The organism is Acinetobacter colistiniresistens (assembly GCF_024582815.1).
GTDB lineage: Bacteria > Pseudomonadota > Gammaproteobacteria > Pseudomonadales > Moraxellaceae > Acinetobacter.
Genome location: NZ_CP102099.1, coordinates 904,965 through 920,839 on the forward strand (window position 1 = coordinate 904,965; position 15,875 = coordinate 920,839).

The following is a 15,875-nucleotide window of genomic DNA, read 5'->3' on the forward strand; positions in this document are numbered from 1 at the left end:
TGTAAGTTGAGGCGATCATGGCTGAACTAAATTCTACTTTGCAAGTAGGTGATTTCACGATTAAAAACCGTCTGGTTTTAGCTCCTTTAACCAGAGCGCGTAGCGGTGCACAGCGTATTCCAAACGATTTGATGGTGGAATATTACCAACAACGTGCCAATGCTGGCCTGATCATTACCGAAGCAACGGTGATTAGCCCAAAAGCAGCAGGGTATGCCAATACACCAGGTTTGTGGTCGCAAGAACAAGCGCAGGCATGGCATAAAATTGTTGAAGCCGTACACGCACAAGGTTCAAAAATTGTGGTTCAGCTCTGGCATGTCGGTCGTATTTCACATCCAGACCTATTGGATGGTGATACACCTGTGGCACCTAGTGCGATTCAACCTGCGGGTGAAGTAAGTTTACTTCGTCCAAAGCGTCCTTTTGTGACACCACGTGCCTTATCGCATGAGGAAATTCAAGAAATCGTTGCGCAGTATAGAAATGCAGCTGAACAGGCCAAAGCCGCTGGGTTTGATGGTGTGGAACTGCATGCTGCGAACGGCTATCTGATCGATCAATTTCTACAAAGTAGCACCAACCAGCGTGATGATGAGTACGGTGGTTCAATTGAAAACCGTGCGCGTTTATTACTGCAAGTGGTAGATACCTTCATCGAGGTGTGGGGCGCTGGCCGAGTGGGCGTACATCTTGCACCACGCGGTGATTCACACGATATGGGTGATGAGAATCCGTTGGCAACGTTTGGCTATGTGGTCGAGCAATTAGATCAGCGTAAAGTGGGTTTTATTTTCACGCGTGAATATGAAGCTGCAGATAGCTTATTACCTAAATTACGTCCTAAATTTAAAGGGGTGTGGATTGCCAATGAAGGTTTAACGGCGGATTCTGCGAAACGTATTTTGGCGACAGGCCAAGCAGATGCGGTTGCATTTGGTAAACAATACATTGCCAATCCGGATTTATTGGACCGTTTACAGCATGATTTGCCTTTAAATCCACTTCAACCTCAAACCTTGTATGGTGATGGTGCTGAGGGATATACCGATTATCCTGTCTTTGAACAGTTAGAAGCTTAAAAATAAAAAAATGCTCATCCTCACAGGACGAGCATTTTTTTTATAATGATATGATATTGCTTAAAGACGTGGCAGTCCTTGAATCACCGTTTTTAATAGATCCGTTGCCGATGCATTATAGAGATCACAGATACCATCTTTGAAGATTTGTGAGTCACTATCTGAGATTGAGTGGTCATTTACTTGAGTACCATCGTAGTAAGCAAAATATAATTGATGATTTATTTCTACAACAAGATGGTCATGAGCATTTTTAGGATCATCTTGTTCCATTACGAAAGCAACGCGATAGCCAGCCCATGTTTCTTGTTTTACGGTGAAATTATTACTTTGTTTATCTGCAATCCACTGTTCTAGTGTTTGGTTGACGGTAAAATTGTCATCAAAAGAAATGGTTTCCTGATTATTCTTGGAATTGAGATATTGATAACATTCAGCATTTTTGTTGAAAGTTGTCGACGATTTTTGGAATGCTGTTTTGAGGTTGAGGTAATTGCTGTCTATAGCATCAGATTGATCGAATAACTGATGAGTAACCGCCGAACTTGTCACAGCTTGGTTGGCCAAAGGAATGATTTTATAATTGATGGTTGTTGTTAAACCTTGTCCATTATTTTCATAACCAATTGTTATCGAATTGTTTTTATTTTCCACTAAATTCATGGCGTGATTTCCATCTTGATTATAGTAGAGCTTATCTTTGGTAAGAATATATTGATAATCCCCACGGTCTATTTGGGGGTGGCTACTTTGTTGCTGAAAAATAACGTTTGATTGAGTTGTAAGACTATTATTGTGGTTCGACAATTGCGTTTCAACGATAAAAAACTGCTTATCTTCATCTACATCAAGTGTAAACTGGCTTGCAGGAAAGCTTATGCTATTCGTGGTTGTAGGAGATGTTGGCTTATTTTCAGTGACAGGCGAGTCATTACCACCGCCTCCACAAGCAGAAAGCATTAGCGCTATTACGATTGAGGATAATGTGTTCTTGATATATATTTTTTGCATTGTTTCAATGTTCCAGTGAGGATGTAAATGATGCTGTAAAAACCAAAAGATTGGGGGGCTTTTTTCGGTAATTTGCCTAAAAAAACAGCAGTTTTAATTTGTAATATTGATTCATCCAGATGAATCCAGACAACAATAGCAAATCATTTTAAGTTTTTGAAATAATTATAATATTTTGGCCTATTAAGTTTTTAATTAGCGTTTTTCTTGTAAGGTTTTAGAAGAGCATTCGGTCGCATGTGATATCTATTATTCAGCGGTAAAATGAGCTGCGGTCTTGGTCTGATAATCAATGTTTAGCGTCATTTTATTTGGTTGAACATCGATTGGTACTGGTTAAAATGCTTTAGCTTTAAGAACAAGAAATTTTTTGCAATCACAATTAAAAATTGTCAAAATATTATAAATTTCCGCATAATGAACGGGAATCACATTGTCTATTATGGTCCCGGATGGCGCAGAATACAGCAGCACAGCAAACACCGCTTTGGTATAACGTTCTATTGGCTTGTCTCAAGCCCTTATACCGTTGGAAAATCAAACAACGGGCAGAAACTGATGCGCTGTTTCAACAAGAATGCATCGAGCGTTTTGGTCCATTCCAACCACCAAAAAACTTAGCAAGCATCTGGTTTCATGCGGTATCAGTCGGTGAAACCAACGCTGCACAGCCTCTTATTGAACATTATTTAAAATTAGGCCATCCCGTTTTGGTGACCAATACCACCAAGACTGGACAAGCACGGGCAAAATCCCTGTTTTTAAAAGCGCCTTATCTGGATTTATTTCAGGCGGTGTATTTGCCTGTCGATCAAAAAGTATTATTAAAACAATTTTTTAATCTGTATCAACCCAAACTATTGGCATTGGTTGAAACAGAGATCTGGCCAAATTTAATTGCCACAGCACAACAGCAACAGATTCCCTGTATTTTACTCAATGCACGCCTGTCAGAGAAATCGGCCAAAGGTTATGGCAAGGTTCGCCGTTTAACTCAACCGATGCTACAACAACTCACTTGGCTATTGGCACAAGATGTCGCAACGCAACAGCGTTATGTCAATTTAGGTCTTGATCCTGCCAAAAGTCAGGTAGTTGGCAATATTAAATTTGATATTGCTGCACCAGAACATTTTGTCGCGCAAGCCCAGCAACTCAAACAAGAGTGGCAACTGGCCGATCGTCAAATCATCACCTTGGCGAGTACCCATGCCCCTGAAGAAGAAAGTTTACTTAAACAGTTACAGCCACATTTAAATTCAAATCCAAATTTACTCTGTATTGTGGTGCCACGACATCCAGAACGTTTTAATGAAGTATTTAAGGCGTGCCAAAGTTTAAATTTAAAAACCCAACGCCGAAGTTTGCAACAGCCTATTCACGTAGATACACAGGTGTATCTTGCTGATAGTATGGGTGAAATGTGGCTCTGGTATGCCCTCAGCCAAGCCTGTTTTGTCGGTGGTTCATTGAATGAGCCGGGCGGTGGGCATAATATTTTGGAACCGATGGTGTTGAATGTACCTACAGTGATTGGTCCGCGCTATTTCAATTTTCAAACCATTGTAGATGAGTTTGTGGCGCAACAGGGTATTTTGATTGGAGTGGATGCGGAGCAGGTGGCACAGCAATTATTGGCTTGCCTAGAAGATACTGCACAGGCCCAGCAATTGGTTCAGCAGGCAGAGCAGGTTTTGCAGGCGAATAAAGGTTCTTTACAACAGCATATTCAGTGTCTTGATCATTACTTACAACGCACAGCTGCATCATGAATATTGTGTTACTTGAAGCCGAACAATGCAGCTCGATGGACGCATGGCAGATTAACCAGTCCAGACAATTACAGCATTTACGCCAGCACTTACAGCTCAATGTTGGTGATACCCTGAAAGTTGGCATTCGAGCGGGGCAGCGCTACCTTACCGAGGTTGTCTGTATCACGGAACAAGCTATTACGGTTCGTCCAATTCAAACAGAAGTCGTTCCTGCAAAGCTACCCGTACATTTGATTCTTGCTTTACCCCGCCCCAAAGTATTGCGCCGTATCATCATGGATGTGGTGACCTTAGGGGTGGAACGGATTAGCCTGATTCATAGTTATCGAGTGGATAAGAGTTATTGGCAAACGCCGTTTTTACAGCAGCTGAATGATTATGTGACTCTGGGGCTAGAACAGGCTGGTGATACCATTGCACCAGACATTCAGATGTATAAACGCTTTAAACCTTTTGTTGAAGATGTTTTACCAACGTTGATTCGCGCAGAACAGCCTGCCTATGTGGCGCATCCCTATGCCGAGCAGAAAATGCCATATGCGATTCCACATGCGTGTAGTTTGATTATTGGCCCAGAAGGCGGATTTATTCCTTATGAAGTTGATTTGTTGCAAAAAAATGGTTGCCAAGCCATGTGCTTAGGCAACCGGATTTTGCGAACAGAAACTGCGGTATCGAATATTATAGGACGTTTATTTGTCTGAGTTGTCGCCCGATTCAATTTGATCGCCACGATAGACTTTCACTTCCTGTACTGGATAAGGAATCGAAATTCCTTTTTCATCAAAAGCAGTCACCACCAATTCCTGAATTTCACTGATAGAGGCTGAGGTGCTGGTTTCTGTGGTATTGACCCACCAGCGTACCGTTAAATTAATTGAGAAATCTGCTAGCGCGGTGACATTGACCGAGAAGCCTGGTTGACTCAGTACATTCAGGTTACGATCCAGAATATCCAGAATAATTTTCTTGGCTTTCTGCATATCATCTTCATAGCCAATACCGACTACAAATTCACAGCGACGACGCTGATAGGCATTATTCACAGTGACGGCACTGGTGTACACCGTGGCATTAGGAATTACGATACGACGGCCATCAGGTGAACGTAAGAAAGTCGCACGAATTTGAATATCCTCCACATTGCCTTCTAAACCATTCACCACAATATCATCGCCGATACGGAAGGGTTCACTGATCAGAATCAAAATCCCTGACAGTAAGTTCTGGAAGATGTCTTTAAAGGCAAAACCAATTGCAACCGAACCAATTCCTAAAGCGCCAATCAACTGACTAGGGGTAAAGCCCGGAATAGCAATCACCAGTGCGATCAGGAAACCAAAGAAGATAATAAAGGTACTACCGACGCGATTAAGCACCAACACCAGATTCTGACGGGTATAGCTACGATTTTCTAAAGTCTTGCGAATAAAAAATTTAAATAATTTAGTGAGTAACCAAAAAATAATGAAAACCGTAATCGCGATACCGATATAGGGGATGCGTTCCCAGAAATTATCGATGATTTTATCAATCGTGGTATAGGCATCATGATACTTTTCAGTATGTGCGAGCACCGTTTGAGTCGTCTTGGCACCAGCTTGCTGGATCAGTTCACCAGTATCTTTTGCCACTTCAGTCAAGGTTGTTTGTTGGTTTGCCACAGCAAGATCTCTATTTCGCAAAGGAAGGAGTAAATGAGGGAAGCCATCATAAAGAATTTATGGCTGATACGCATGCAAAATTAAGTTTTGACTTCCACTCATCATCAGACAGAATAGCGTGGGTTAGAAATATCCGGTCGTATTTTGAAGGATTTGTGTTGGGGCATCCCACAGATCTGGACTGGCAAAATAATAAGCAAAGGTGAAGATACCGAACATCATCAACAAGCTGACCAGAATCATGATCCATGCCAGTAATTTTTCCCAGGCACGCGATGGACGTACATCGCCATAGTCGTTGCGATGAGGTGTTCCTGGTGCGAATAAGACATATAAAGTAAATAAGAACTGGAGGACTGGAACCAATAACAGTAAGCTCAACCAGCCCGTTTTATTTAGATCATGCAAACGGCGAATTAAGAATACAATTTGAAAATAAAGTGTGATGAGCCAAAGGGCAATAAAGGCAAAGAAGGTGATGCCGGAGAAGGCCGAAAATACAGCCTCATCGATGTTGCTGGTCGTAAAGATCCCCGCAAAGGCAAAGATACCGAGAAAAGCCGCCATACAAATTAGGCTGAGTAAACCATACCAACCGATATAACTGAGGCGGTTGAAACGCCCATTTGGTGAAAGTGGCTGATCTGTAGAGATCAGGGTCGGGGCTGGTGATTCGGGATTAAACATGAGCGATTCCTGTTTTTCTGATTATTAAATCTTTTAAGATCTAGGCAATGATCAAAATAATCACTTATTTTAAAAACAAAAAGCATAGACAAGCAGTTCAAATTTAAATTATTTTGAGTAAATTTTTGAAAATAAGTCCGTCGGGACAGTATAAAACTTCTACGACCAAAGCCGCATTGTTTGCCTTTGTGAATGGTGCCCATACTGCAAGAGAGAACAAAACATATCCAAAAGAATAGGTGAGAACATCTAGGATATGAGATAAAGACCAAGGAAGTAAGCTATGAAAGACATCTACCCAGTGCCTGATAAATTCAAAGAAACGGCAAGAATCTCGGAAGCAGACTATTTCAAACGTTATCAGGAATCCATTGAACAGCCTGAAGTTTTTTGGGCGGAACAAGCAAAAAAAATTGACTGGATCAAGCCTTTTACGCAGGTGAAAAATACCAGTTTTCAGCAAGATAACTTTAAAATCGAATGGTTTGCAGATGGCGAGTTGAATGTCTCTGCAAATTGCTTAGATCGTCATTTAAAAGATAATCCATTAAAACCTGCCATTATTTGGGAAGGTGATCATCCATCGCGCCATAAAATTATTTCTTTTGTTGAATTGCATGATGAAGTCTGCCGTTTTGCCAATGTGCTTAAAAAACAAGGTATTGGCAAGGGCGATCGTGTGGTGCTGTATATGCCAATGGTGCCCGAAGCCGCAATAGCGATGCTGGCTTGTGCACGGATTGGTGCAGTGCATTGTGTGGTGTTTGGTGGCTTCTCGCCAGATTCATTGGCAAGCCGTATTGAAGACAGTCAGGCGAAATTGGTAATTACCGCCGATGCAGGGATGCGGGGTGGTAAGTTGCTGCCACTCAAAGAAAATGTGGATGCAGCTTTAGCGATTGCTGGAACGGACAGTGTCCAAAATGTGATTGTGGTACATCGAACGGGTAATCCGATTCAGTTCAATTCGAACCGTGATATCTGGTATCACCTTGCGATTATGGAGGTGGATGAGCATTGCCCACCTGAGCCGATGAAAGCAGAGGATCCGCTATTTATTCTATATACCTCAGGCTCGACCGGAAAACCGAAAGGGGTACTGCACACCACTGGCGGTTATCTGGTGTATGTGAATACGACCTTTAGAGAAGTCTTTGACCTAAAAGAAGATGATGTGTATTGGTGTACCGCAGATGTGGGCTGGATTACAGGGCATAGTTATTTGCTCTACGGTCCGTTGAGTAATGCTACCACCACGGTGATGTTTGAAGGGATTCCACAGTATCCGACATGGGCACGTATCGGTCATGTGATTGATAAGCACAACATTACGATTCTGTACACGGCACCGACTGCGATTCGTGCCATGATGCGTGAGGGCGATGCCTATGTCCGTGAAAGTAATCGGAGTAGCCTACGTTTACTGGGTTCAGTTGGTGAGCCAATCAACCCAGAAGCATGGAACTGGTATCACGAAGTGGTCGGTGAAGGGCGTTGTCCAATTGTCGATACATGGTGGCAAACTGAAACAGGCGGGATTTTAATTTCACCACTGCCAGGTGCAACCGCACTCAAACCTGGTTCGGCAACCCGTCCATTTTTTGGTGTGCAACCCGCACTGGTGGATGGTGAGGGCAATGAGCTGCAAGGCGCAACTGAAGGCAATCTGGTGATTAAAGATTCTTGGCCAGGACAGATGCGAACCATTTGGGGCGACCCAGAACGCTTTATTGAAGCGTATTTCTCGACTTTTAAAGGCTATTATTTCACTGGCGATGGCGCTCGTCGGGATGAGGATGGTTATTTCTGGATCACGGGACGTGTCGATGATGTCCTCAACGTTTCAGGGCATCGTTTGGGGACTGCCGAGATCGAGAGTGCTTTGGTAGCACATGAGGCGGTGGCTGAGGCTGCAGTGGTCGGAATGCCGCATGAGATTAAGGGGCAGGGGATTTGCACCTTTGTGACTTTACAGGCCGATGTGGCGGAATCTGAAGAGCTACGTAAAGAGTTGGTGAATTGGGTGCGTAAAGTGCTTGGTCCTGTGGCAACCCCAGATGCATTGCATTGGGCACCGGCTTTACCTAAAACCCGCTCAGGTAAAATCATGCGCCGTATCTTAAGAAAGATTGCGGCCAATGAACTGGATAGTTTGGGGGATACTTCAACGCTGGCTGAGCCTGCGGTCGTAGAGGCTTTAATTGCCACGGTCTATCCAAACCGATAAATCAATTCAAATGAACAAGAGCGCTCGATGAAGCGCTCTTTCTATTTTATATGGATCATTTATGTGTGGCTAAAAAATCTTCGGTATTTTGTACTGTCGCAAAGAAGCCTAATGCCGATAGAAAAGCAGTTTGCACATCAGCAGCTGTAACCGTGTTGCCATTATACTCAAGGTCACGGGTTGCGGTGGCATCGGCGATCACAATCGGCTGATAACCGAGTTCTTTGGCGGCACGTGTCCCCGAATCAATACAGACATGGGTCATCATGCCGGTAATCACCAGTTGTTCTACCTGATGTTGTTCCAGTACTTTTTCAAGATCGGTGTCTAAGAAACTATTTGGAAAATGCTTTTCGATAATGATTGAACTGTCAGTAGCTTTAAGCTGAGGATGCAATTCAACACCGATGGTATTTTCCTGAAAGAAACTGGCTGAGGCAGGATTAATATGCTGGATATAAATAATCGGTAAATTGTTTCGGATAAAATGATCTTCTAACTGGTTGGTATATTGCAAGGCACGTTCTGGATTGACCAGTTCCATTTTGCCATTTTTAAAATAATCGTTTTGCACATCAATAATCAGTAAGGCCTGTTTCATTAGGGTTACGTCCAAGACTAAGATAAAACAAGCATAGGGTGAAACAGAGAAATCGGCTATATTCAGGTGAAAGCATTGTTACTGGTTTTCTTTCGTACTGAAAAATGAATATTGAACTTGATCCGATCGACTTAAAAATTATTGAACTTTTAAAACAGGATTCTCGCCTGAGCCATAAAGAAATTGGACGGCGCGTACATCGTACAGGGCAGGCTGTTGGGGCGCGAATTGCTCAATTGATGGATGTGGGTGTGATTAAAAATTACACCATCGCGATAAAATACGAGCATAAACAATTCATTCAACTGTTTATGAATGATCAGCAAGCTTTTATCGAGGTTGAACGTCTGGTCAAACAATACCAAGAGGTGGATGAGTGTTTTAAAATTCTTGGTAATGCCTGTTATATGATTGTCAGCCATTTTAATCCATCGCAATTAAATGAATTTATTGAACAGCTGTCGAGATGGTGTCGTTATTCAGTTGAAACAGTCATGCGAGAAATTGACACGACTTAAAATAAAAAAGCCCCAAGCCGAGCCTTGGGGAGGATGTGTATTTCTTTTGTTTTTCTTCTTATTTAACGCTGAAAACTAAGCTGATTTCGCTGCGAGATGATGCTCCTGTTGTTGTTCGAGTTGACGGACCAGCGGTAGAACTTTTTCTCCAAAATATTCCACTTCCTCGATGAAATGTAGAAAGCCAGAAAGAACAAGATCCACCCCCACATTTTTTAAGGCCACAATCCGCTCTGCAATTTGCTGCGGTGTGCCAATCAGGTTGGTTTTAAAGCCATCGTTATATTGCACCAAATCATCAAAGGTTGATTTTGCCCAGTTGCCTTCACGTTCGGGTGCTGCTGCGCCAGCTTCACGGGTGGCATCACCAAAGGCATTCACTGCTTCAACATTGGCTTGTGCAATGATTTCATTCAGAACTGCTCTGGCTTCCTCTTCCGTATCACGGGCAATGATAAAAGCATTGACCCCAATCTTGACTTGTCGATTGGCCTGTTTGGCTTTGCTGCGTACATCATCAACCTGTTTTTTAATTTCTTCAACACTGTTGCCATTGGTAAAATACCAATCGGATACCCGTGCAGCCATATCTCGTGCAGCACGGGAACTACCGCCCTGAAACACTTCGATCGAAGGTTGTTGCAGTGGTTTCGGCTTGAGGGTGTAATTCTGAAACTGGTAATACTTACCATCAAAGCTGTAATTGTCAGTACTCCAGACCCCTTTCAAGGTGCGGATAAATTCCTCTGAACGCACATAACGTTCATCATGTTCAGGCCAAGGTTCACCAATGGCATCAAATTCGCCACGAAACCAGCCACTGACCACGTTAATGGCAATACGCCCTTGGCTAAGATAGTCAATGGTCGCCAGCTGTTTAGCAGCCAATGCGGGCTTCCAGGGGCCAGGCAGGATGGCAGCAATCACACGCAGTTTTTCAGTTTTTGCCAGTAACGCATGACTAAAACTCACCGATTCATGCTGGTTTTCTGCACCATATCCAGCGGTAAAGCGGATCTGGGTCAGCGCATATTCAAAACCGCTTCGTTCTGCCGCCTGTGCGAGACGCACATTATAGTCATAGCTCCAGTCTGTACGTTGTTCAATGTTGCTTACAACGAGACCACCACTCACATTGGGAACCCAGTAAGCAAATTTAATTGCGGATGCTGTTGTCGTCATCGTTGTATCCTCCACTTTATAAGGTTTATGCGACGTGGGTTAAATTCTTGGCTGACTTGGGATGTAGGCGAGACTCAGCTGCATCCAGATCAGGCACTGCCGCAGAGGGGAGTACTTCTGCCTGCTCAATCTGTTTATTAATCCCGAGATTCTGATTGGCTTGTTCAGTTTTGGCTTTAATGGCTGCGGCACGCTGTCCTTTGGCTGGCGCCCATTCCAGTATCGGTAAGGCACGTGCCACTGCCAGGGTGACACGATCGGATAACTGCTCGCTTTTCACGGTGTATTCAGGGGTGAAATCACGATCTGTTGCATAGACCCCAATTGGCAATGTCTGTGCCTGAAAGAAGCTAAAGAGTGGGCGTAATTGATGCTCTAACACGAGTGCATGACGGTCACTTCCACCCGAGGCTGCCAGTAATACCGGGACATCGACCAACGCTGTCTGTTCAACAAAATCAAAGAAATGTTTAAATAAACCTGTAAAAGATGCGCGATAAACAGGGGTGCCAACAATCAGGGCATCTGCTGCTTCAACCGCGGCAAGATCATCTTGTACCCGTTGCGGTAATTGATTGCGGTAAATTGCGCCACCGAGCAAAGGCCCAATTTCGCTGAGTTTAACAAAATGTACTTTGATATTAATTGCTTCTGAAAGCTCATCCAGAATCGCCTGAACCAGACTTTCTGTTTTTGATGGACTGTTTAAACCGCCAGATACAGCAACAATATTGAGTGGGGTTGAGGGAGTATTGTAATTCGACATAATAACGGCCTAAAAGATCATTTTGAATTGCTATTTATTTATCTATAGCTCGGCCTTGGCTGTAAAATAAGGAAATGCTGCAAGCTTATCTTTTTTATAGATATATCTATAATTCGCTGTAGATTTATAAGCGTGAAGATTTAATTCACTGTTTCTACTGGGTATTTATCGATGTTTTTATTTGTAATGATATTGGTGTGGTTTATATGAATATTTGATTTATTTTGCGCGAAAAGGAAATAAATCAGTGCTTGTGCTTGACCTCAGCTGTAATTAAAAATAGGCTTAGACGGATTGAATTTAAATAAACATCGTACAGTGACGTACTTGCAGACAGCTTAAGCGCTTATGAATATTTTAATTGTAGACGACCATCCACTCTTTAGACATGCTTTGATTCAAGCGGTTCGTTATAGTTTGCCACAAGCGCAGATCCAGGAAACAGCCGATGTTGATGAGTTCTATGCGCGCTTAGAACATGGTGCAGAGCCTGATCTGGTCTTGCTGGATTTGAACCTTCCTGGCGCATCAGGTTTTTCTGCTTTGGTCTATGTACGCGCGCAATACCCTGCGATTCCGATTATTATTGTTTCAGCTCATGAGGAAGTTTCGATAATTCAACGTGCCATAGCACATGGGGCTATGGGCTATATTCCCAAATCGTCACATCCAAGTCATATAGGTGAGGCAATTAAACATGTCTTGGAGGGGGAGATTTGGTTACCGCCGAATTTACCAAGCCACGCCAGCTTTGATCCTCGTGCAGCAGATGAAACCGCTTTGGCCGAACGTTTACAATCGCTGACTCCACAGCAGTTCCGTGTATTGATGATGGTGGCGGAAGGCCTGCTGAATAAGCAAATAGCCTATGAACTAGAGGTATCTGAGGCAACCATTAAAGCACATGTAACTGCAATCTTCCGTAAATTGGGCGTACAGAACCGTACTCAGGCGGTTTTGGCGATCAGTGCATTGAATATCGAAGAGAAGAAGATGTAATACTTTTAAATCTCATATGTTATGAATCTTCAGATAATAAAAACCAGTTCTAATGAACTGGTTTTTATTATGAATTAAATCTTCTCAAGTGAGAACTTTAATCCAATATTAGAAACGGAACTTCGCGTTTAAGCCAACAGTTTGCGTATCTACGTTTGCATGTACTGCATTCGCATTTACATAGCTAGCACCAACTGCTACTGCTGGAGTAATGAAGTAGTTTACGTTTGCACCCCAAGCAGATTTGATTGGAGAGAAGTTATCGTTAGTTGGGTTCTTGCTGAAGTTAGCTTCGGCATAAGAAGCACCAACGCTTAACTGTGGTGTTACATAAAGATCAGTTTTTAAACCGTAAGCTTGGTTTTCGCCGTATACAAGGCCAGTTTCAAAACCTACAGCCATGTTTGTACCGTCGATGTTACCAACGTATTTAGTACGTGCAGTAACAACGTCTTGTTTGTCACCAATAGTCGCTGCATCAGCAACAGCGCTGAATACGCCATTTTCAAGAACTTTGTTAGAATCTAAAGCAATTTGGTCAGCAACGCGAGCATAACCTACAGCAACCAAGAAGTTAGGTACAACCATCGCACCAAGTTCTACAGAGTAGCGGTCGCCATTGTCTTTTTCGCCTTCAAACTTAGTTTGAGAGTGGTTGTATGCAGCGCTTACATAAGCTGGTACATATGGAGTTGGAAGGTAAGCTTCACCTTTCACGCCAAATGAGTTGTTCTTAATCGTTTGTACTTCATCACCGCTTAATTTTGCATAGCTATAAGCAGCAGAAACATTAGAAGCTTGGTTTAAGAATGCAGCTTCAGCTAAAGGACCTTTAGAAGCATCTACATTTTTGAAGTAGTAAGTACCTTTAGCAGCACCAGTGTAGTCTTGATCATTTAAAGCTTTCGCTTCGATGAATTCAGATTGACCTTGAACTTCGTATTGATATGCATGAGCGCCGGTCATGGCTAAAACTAGAGCAGTGGCTAAACCGAGTTTTTTCATAATGATTTCCAGCTTTAAAACAATTAAAGGGTAAAGTTGGAGCCATTGTATTGTAACAAAGTATGAAGTCAATGTAATAAATTTGGGTTTGCGACCAATGAACAAATCCGAAACGGGCTGTGGTTGAAAATTAATCAATTGGAAGTAGTGTTGTCAACCGATTATAAAATATATATCTAACAAATAGATAAGTTTATTTTTTACAAGATAATGGATGAAATAATAATGTCATATCTCGCTATTTTTAATTGGTTTAAACGATAATATTAATCGTTTTTTCATTCAATTAATTCTTCTTAATGTCATAAGTCTGCAGTAGAAAATGTGAGAGCAAAATCTATTCTCGCTTTTTTGCGACAAGATTTACAATTTTATGATACTTATTCTCAATTAATATAAACTAAAAATCACGAGAAAATCGGATTTTTAATGATCAATTAACAAAAACGATTGTAATAACAAATCCGATCTATTTAATCAACTTTACTTTTTGAGAGCTGATTCACATAATACAAAGCAAGGGATATCTAATTTGCATTTAAATATCTCATAACATTTTCTTTTAAGTATTTTGATGTTTGTACATCACAGTTTTACTAGCTCGGCTTTCCCCAAGGCTGAGCTTTTTTTTATCTTCTTTTTTAAACTATCGATCAGATAACACTACAGAATAAGTCAGTTAAAAGCTTTATAGTGACAATTTTATTGCACTTTTCCTGTTTTATGATGATGTCGAAAAAATTAAAATGTCTAGCGCTTCTTACACCCTGCATATTGATTCTTCCATTGACTGCTTGTCAAAGTGTTAGCCAGCAAAAGCAACAGCTTTCGACACAAACAAATGAACAGCAACAGATTTCAAGCTTATTTCAAAGTGCCCAAACCAAGGGAGTTTTGGTGATTTATGATGGCAAGAAAATTCAAAGTTATGGCAATGATCTTAATCGTGCAGAGCAGCGTTATATTCCTGCTTCGACCTTTAAAATCTTAAACGCCTTGATTGGCATACAGTATCATAAGACCACACCAAATGAAGTGTTTAAATGGGATGGTAAAAAGCGGACTTTCAGCAGCTGGGAAAAAGATTTAAGCCTAGCTGAAGCCATGCAGGCATCGGCTGTACCTGTCTATCAGGAGCTAGCACGACGGATTGGTCTAGAACTTATGACCCATGAGGTGAAGCGTGTGGGCTATGGCAATAAAAATATTGGCACCCAAGTCGATAATTTTTGGTTGGTCGGGCCTTTGCAAATTACACCTGTAGAAGAAGTTCGATTCGTTTATGCATTAGGAAAGCAAAAACTACCATTTGACCAGTCAACTCAACAACAAGTGAAAGGTATGTTATTGGCAGATGAGCGTCAGGGGACCAAGATTTATGCCAAGAGCGGTTGGGGCATGGACGTTAGCCCGCAGGTTGGATGGTGGACCGGCTGGATTGAACAGCCAAATGGCAAAACCATTGCATTTTCACTGAATATGCAAATGAGTCAGCCTGAGCATGCAAATGCGCGTAAAGTGATTGTTTATCAAGCATTGCAAGAATTGGGATTGTTAGCGAATTAAATATTCAAAAAAAAGACCCAGCTTTTGGGGAAAGCTGGGTTGAGAAAGGATGTTTAGCTTGGGGAGAAAAACATCCTAGAGGGTTAGGGTTTTAAATTCTGAAATCTGTCTATGTTTAAATTATCTGCCATGAAAGATAATTTGTAAAATTGATAATTTTTATTTTTAAATAGAATTTTTCGATTCAAAGATGTTGGGCGATAAAAAGATTGGGTTAAAATCAACCTATACCGAGCTTAATATTTTTATACTTTAATTCAATGGTTTGTGTGAATTTTATCTAAAAAACTGTATGGGCAAGTCTTTTTGGGTTGCTGGCAAAAAGATGTGGCTGTGGTCTATTTTGCCTTGGATGAAAATAAGACAGGCTTTGTCAGATCTATTCATTCATCATGCTTTTTGGCATGTCAGAAAATAGCATTGGACTTTTGATTGCTAGTTTCGATCTATATTGGATTGTAGTTCGACAATGATGTGTTCACTTCGATAAGCTAGCCGATATCAGTAATGAATTGGCGAACCCTACTCATCTGCCATATTACAACTGTTCATGAGATCTTCCTTCCATTTCTGTTGAGTGATAAGTAAGGGATTAATTAATGAGTTGTGGACTTGCAGTTAAAGCATTGCGATCGAGACTCATTCCCTTGTTAGGTAATATGAACTCATGTTCTGGACTCTTTCGGTTGATCCTAGTCAAGACATTATTCATGGGGAAGCATATTGAATCTCATCTTTACCATTATTGAAGAGCACTGTTAAATTTTATCTCAGCATTTTTGTTTTTATCCA

At 41.7% G+C, this 15,875-nt stretch carries 14 protein-coding genes; 7 read left to right on the top strand and 7 right to left on the bottom strand.

The features are described 5' to 3' along the window. The first annotated feature begins 17 nt into the window (after window positions 1–17). Entirely contained in the window at window positions 18–1,082 is a 1,065-nt protein-coding gene (locus tag NQU59_RS04270; protein WP_005238173.1) for an alkene reductase, read from the top strand. A 60-nt stretch (window positions 1,083–1,142) separates the two neighbouring features. On the opposite strand, the gene NQU59_RS04275 is transcribed toward NQU59_RS04270, so the two are convergent. Further along, window positions 1,143–2,093 carry a hypothetical protein gene (locus NQU59_RS04275; RefSeq protein WP_257065180.1) on the bottom strand — a complete coding sequence of 317 codons (951 nt, stop codon included), beginning with the start codon at window positions 2,091–2,093 and terminating at the stop codon, window positions 1,143–1,145. 452 nt (window positions 2,094–2,545) lie between these two features. On the opposite strand from NQU59_RS04275, the gene NQU59_RS04280 reads away from it, so the two are divergent. Continuing rightward, window positions 2,546–3,865, top strand: a complete 1,320-nt coding sequence (locus NQU59_RS04280; RefSeq protein WP_257065181.1) for a 3-deoxy-D-manno-octulosonic acid transferase — start codon at window positions 2,546–2,548, stop codon at window positions 3,863–3,865. Continuing rightward, entirely contained in the window at window positions 3,862–4,572 is a 711-nt protein-coding gene (locus NQU59_RS04285) for a 16S rRNA (uracil(1498)-N(3))-methyltransferase (RefSeq protein WP_257065182.1), read from the top strand. Before NQU59_RS04280 ends, NQU59_RS04285 begins: the two co-directional genes overlap by 4 nt. On the opposite strand, the gene NQU59_RS04290 is transcribed toward NQU59_RS04285, so the two are convergent. After that, window positions 4,561–5,532: a mechanosensitive ion channel family protein gene (locus NQU59_RS04290; RefSeq protein WP_005238179.1), complete on the bottom strand. Its 972-nt coding sequence runs from the start codon at window positions 5,530–5,532 to the stop codon at window positions 4,561–4,563. The genes NQU59_RS04285 and NQU59_RS04290 overlap by 12 nt on opposite strands. 123 nt (window positions 5,533–5,655) lie before the next feature. Continuing rightward, window positions 5,656–6,219, bottom strand: a complete 564-nt coding sequence (locus NQU59_RS04295; protein ID WP_005238180.1) for a DUF805 domain-containing protein — start codon at window positions 6,217–6,219, stop codon at window positions 5,656–5,658. Between the two features lie 283 nt (window positions 6,220–6,502). Between NQU59_RS04295 and acs the strand changes: the two genes are divergently transcribed. After that, the gene (gene acs, locus NQU59_RS04300; RefSeq protein WP_257065184.1) at window positions 6,503–8,446 is read left to right on the top strand and encodes an acetate--CoA ligase; all 1,944 of its coding nucleotides are present in this window, start codon (window positions 6,503–6,505) and stop codon (window positions 8,444–8,446) included. Between the two features lie 55 nt (window positions 8,447–8,501). On the opposite strand, the gene NQU59_RS04305 is transcribed toward acs, so the two are convergent. Next, window positions 8,502–9,047: a cysteine hydrolase family protein gene (locus NQU59_RS04305; protein WP_257065185.1), complete on the bottom strand. Its 546-nt coding sequence runs from the start codon at window positions 9,045–9,047 to the stop codon at window positions 8,502–8,504. A gap of 104 nt (window positions 9,048–9,151) precedes the next feature. Here NQU59_RS04305 and NQU59_RS04310 point away from each other — a divergent pair, with 104 nt between their 5' ends. Further along, window positions 9,152–9,565 (top strand): AsnC family transcriptional regulator, encoded by a 414-nt coding sequence (locus tag NQU59_RS04310; protein WP_005238183.1) that lies wholly within the window; start codon window positions 9,152–9,154, stop codon window positions 9,563–9,565. Window positions 9,566–9,640: 75 nt separating this feature from the next. Here the strand turns inward: NQU59_RS04310 and sfnG are convergent, their stop codons facing one another. Further along, complete coding sequence (gene sfnG / locus NQU59_RS04315; protein ID WP_005275589.1) at window positions 9,641–10,747, bottom strand: dimethylsulfone monooxygenase SfnG; 1,107 nt, start codon at window positions 10,745–10,747, stop codon at window positions 9,641–9,643. Between the two features lie 25 nt (window positions 10,748–10,772). After that, the gene (gene msuE / locus NQU59_RS04320; protein ID WP_005238185.1) at window positions 10,773–11,513 is read right to left on the bottom strand and encodes an FMN reductase; all 741 of its coding nucleotides are present in this window, start codon (window positions 11,511–11,513) and stop codon (window positions 10,773–10,775) included. Between the two features lie 348 nt (window positions 11,514–11,861). Here msuE and NQU59_RS04325 point away from each other — a divergent pair, with 348 nt between their 5' ends. Beyond that, on the top strand, window positions 11,862–12,512 hold the full coding sequence (locus NQU59_RS04325; RefSeq protein WP_005238186.1) for a response regulator transcription factor: 651 nt from the start codon (window positions 11,862–11,864) through the stop codon (window positions 12,510–12,512). 108 nt (window positions 12,513–12,620) lie between these two features. On the opposite strand, the gene omp33-36 is transcribed toward NQU59_RS04325, so the two are convergent. Continuing rightward, the gene (gene omp33-36 / locus NQU59_RS04330) at window positions 12,621–13,517 is read right to left on the bottom strand and encodes a porin Omp33-36 (RefSeq protein WP_257065186.1); all 897 of its coding nucleotides are present in this window, start codon (window positions 13,515–13,517) and stop codon (window positions 12,621–12,623) included. Between the two features lie 729 nt (window positions 13,518–14,246). Here omp33-36 and blaOXA point away from each other — a divergent pair. After that, on the top strand, window positions 14,247–15,083 hold the full coding sequence (gene blaOXA, locus NQU59_RS04335) for an OXA-286 family carbapenem-hydrolyzing class D beta-lactamase (RefSeq protein WP_373462973.1): 837 nt from the start codon (window positions 14,247–14,249) through the stop codon (window positions 15,081–15,083). Window positions 15,084–15,875 lie beyond the last annotated feature (792 nt).

What these genes read in the sequence shown, in the direction of transcription:
- blaOXA (WP_373462973.1), top strand. Translation starts at nt 14,247, where the DNA reads ATGTCGAAAAAATTAAAATGTCTAGCGCTTCTTACACCCTGCATATTG.
- NQU59_RS04285 (WP_257065182.1), top strand. Translation starts at nt 3,862, where the DNA reads ATGAATATTGTGTTACTTGAAGCCGAACAATGCAGCTCGATGGACGCA.
- msuE (WP_005238185.1), bottom strand. Translation starts at nt 11,513, where the DNA reads ATGTCGAATTACAATACTCCCTCAACCCCACTCAATATTGTTGCTGTA.
- NQU59_RS04275 (WP_257065180.1), bottom strand. Translation starts at nt 2,093, where the DNA reads ATGCAAAAAATATATATCAAGAACACATTATCCTCAATCGTAATAGCG.
- sfnG (WP_005275589.1), bottom strand. Translation starts at nt 10,747, where the DNA reads ATGACGACAACAGCATCCGCAATTAAATTTGCTTACTGGGTTCCCAAT.
- NQU59_RS04325 (WP_005238186.1), top strand. Translation starts at nt 11,862, where the DNA reads ATGAATATTTTAATTGTAGACGACCATCCACTCTTTAGACATGCTTTG.
- acs (WP_257065184.1), top strand. Translation starts at nt 6,503, where the DNA reads ATGAAAGACATCTACCCAGTGCCTGATAAATTCAAAGAAACGGCAAGA.
- NQU59_RS04270 (WP_005238173.1), top strand. Translation starts at nt 18, where the DNA reads ATGGCTGAACTAAATTCTACTTTGCAAGTAGGTGATTTCACGATTAAA.
- NQU59_RS04280 (WP_257065181.1), top strand. Translation starts at nt 2,546, where the DNA reads ATGGCGCAGAATACAGCAGCACAGCAAACACCGCTTTGGTATAACGTT.
- omp33-36 (WP_257065186.1), bottom strand. Translation starts at nt 13,517, where the DNA reads ATGAAAAAACTCGGTTTAGCCACTGCTCTAGTTTTAGCCATGACCGGC.
- NQU59_RS04295 (WP_005238180.1), bottom strand. Translation starts at nt 6,219, where the DNA reads ATGTTTAATCCCGAATCACCAGCCCCGACCCTGATCTCTACAGATCAG.
- NQU59_RS04310 (WP_005238183.1), top strand. Translation starts at nt 9,152, where the DNA reads ATGAATATTGAACTTGATCCGATCGACTTAAAAATTATTGAACTTTTA.
- NQU59_RS04305 (WP_257065185.1), bottom strand. Translation starts at nt 9,047, where the DNA reads ATGAAACAGGCCTTACTGATTATTGATGTGCAAAACGATTATTTTAAA.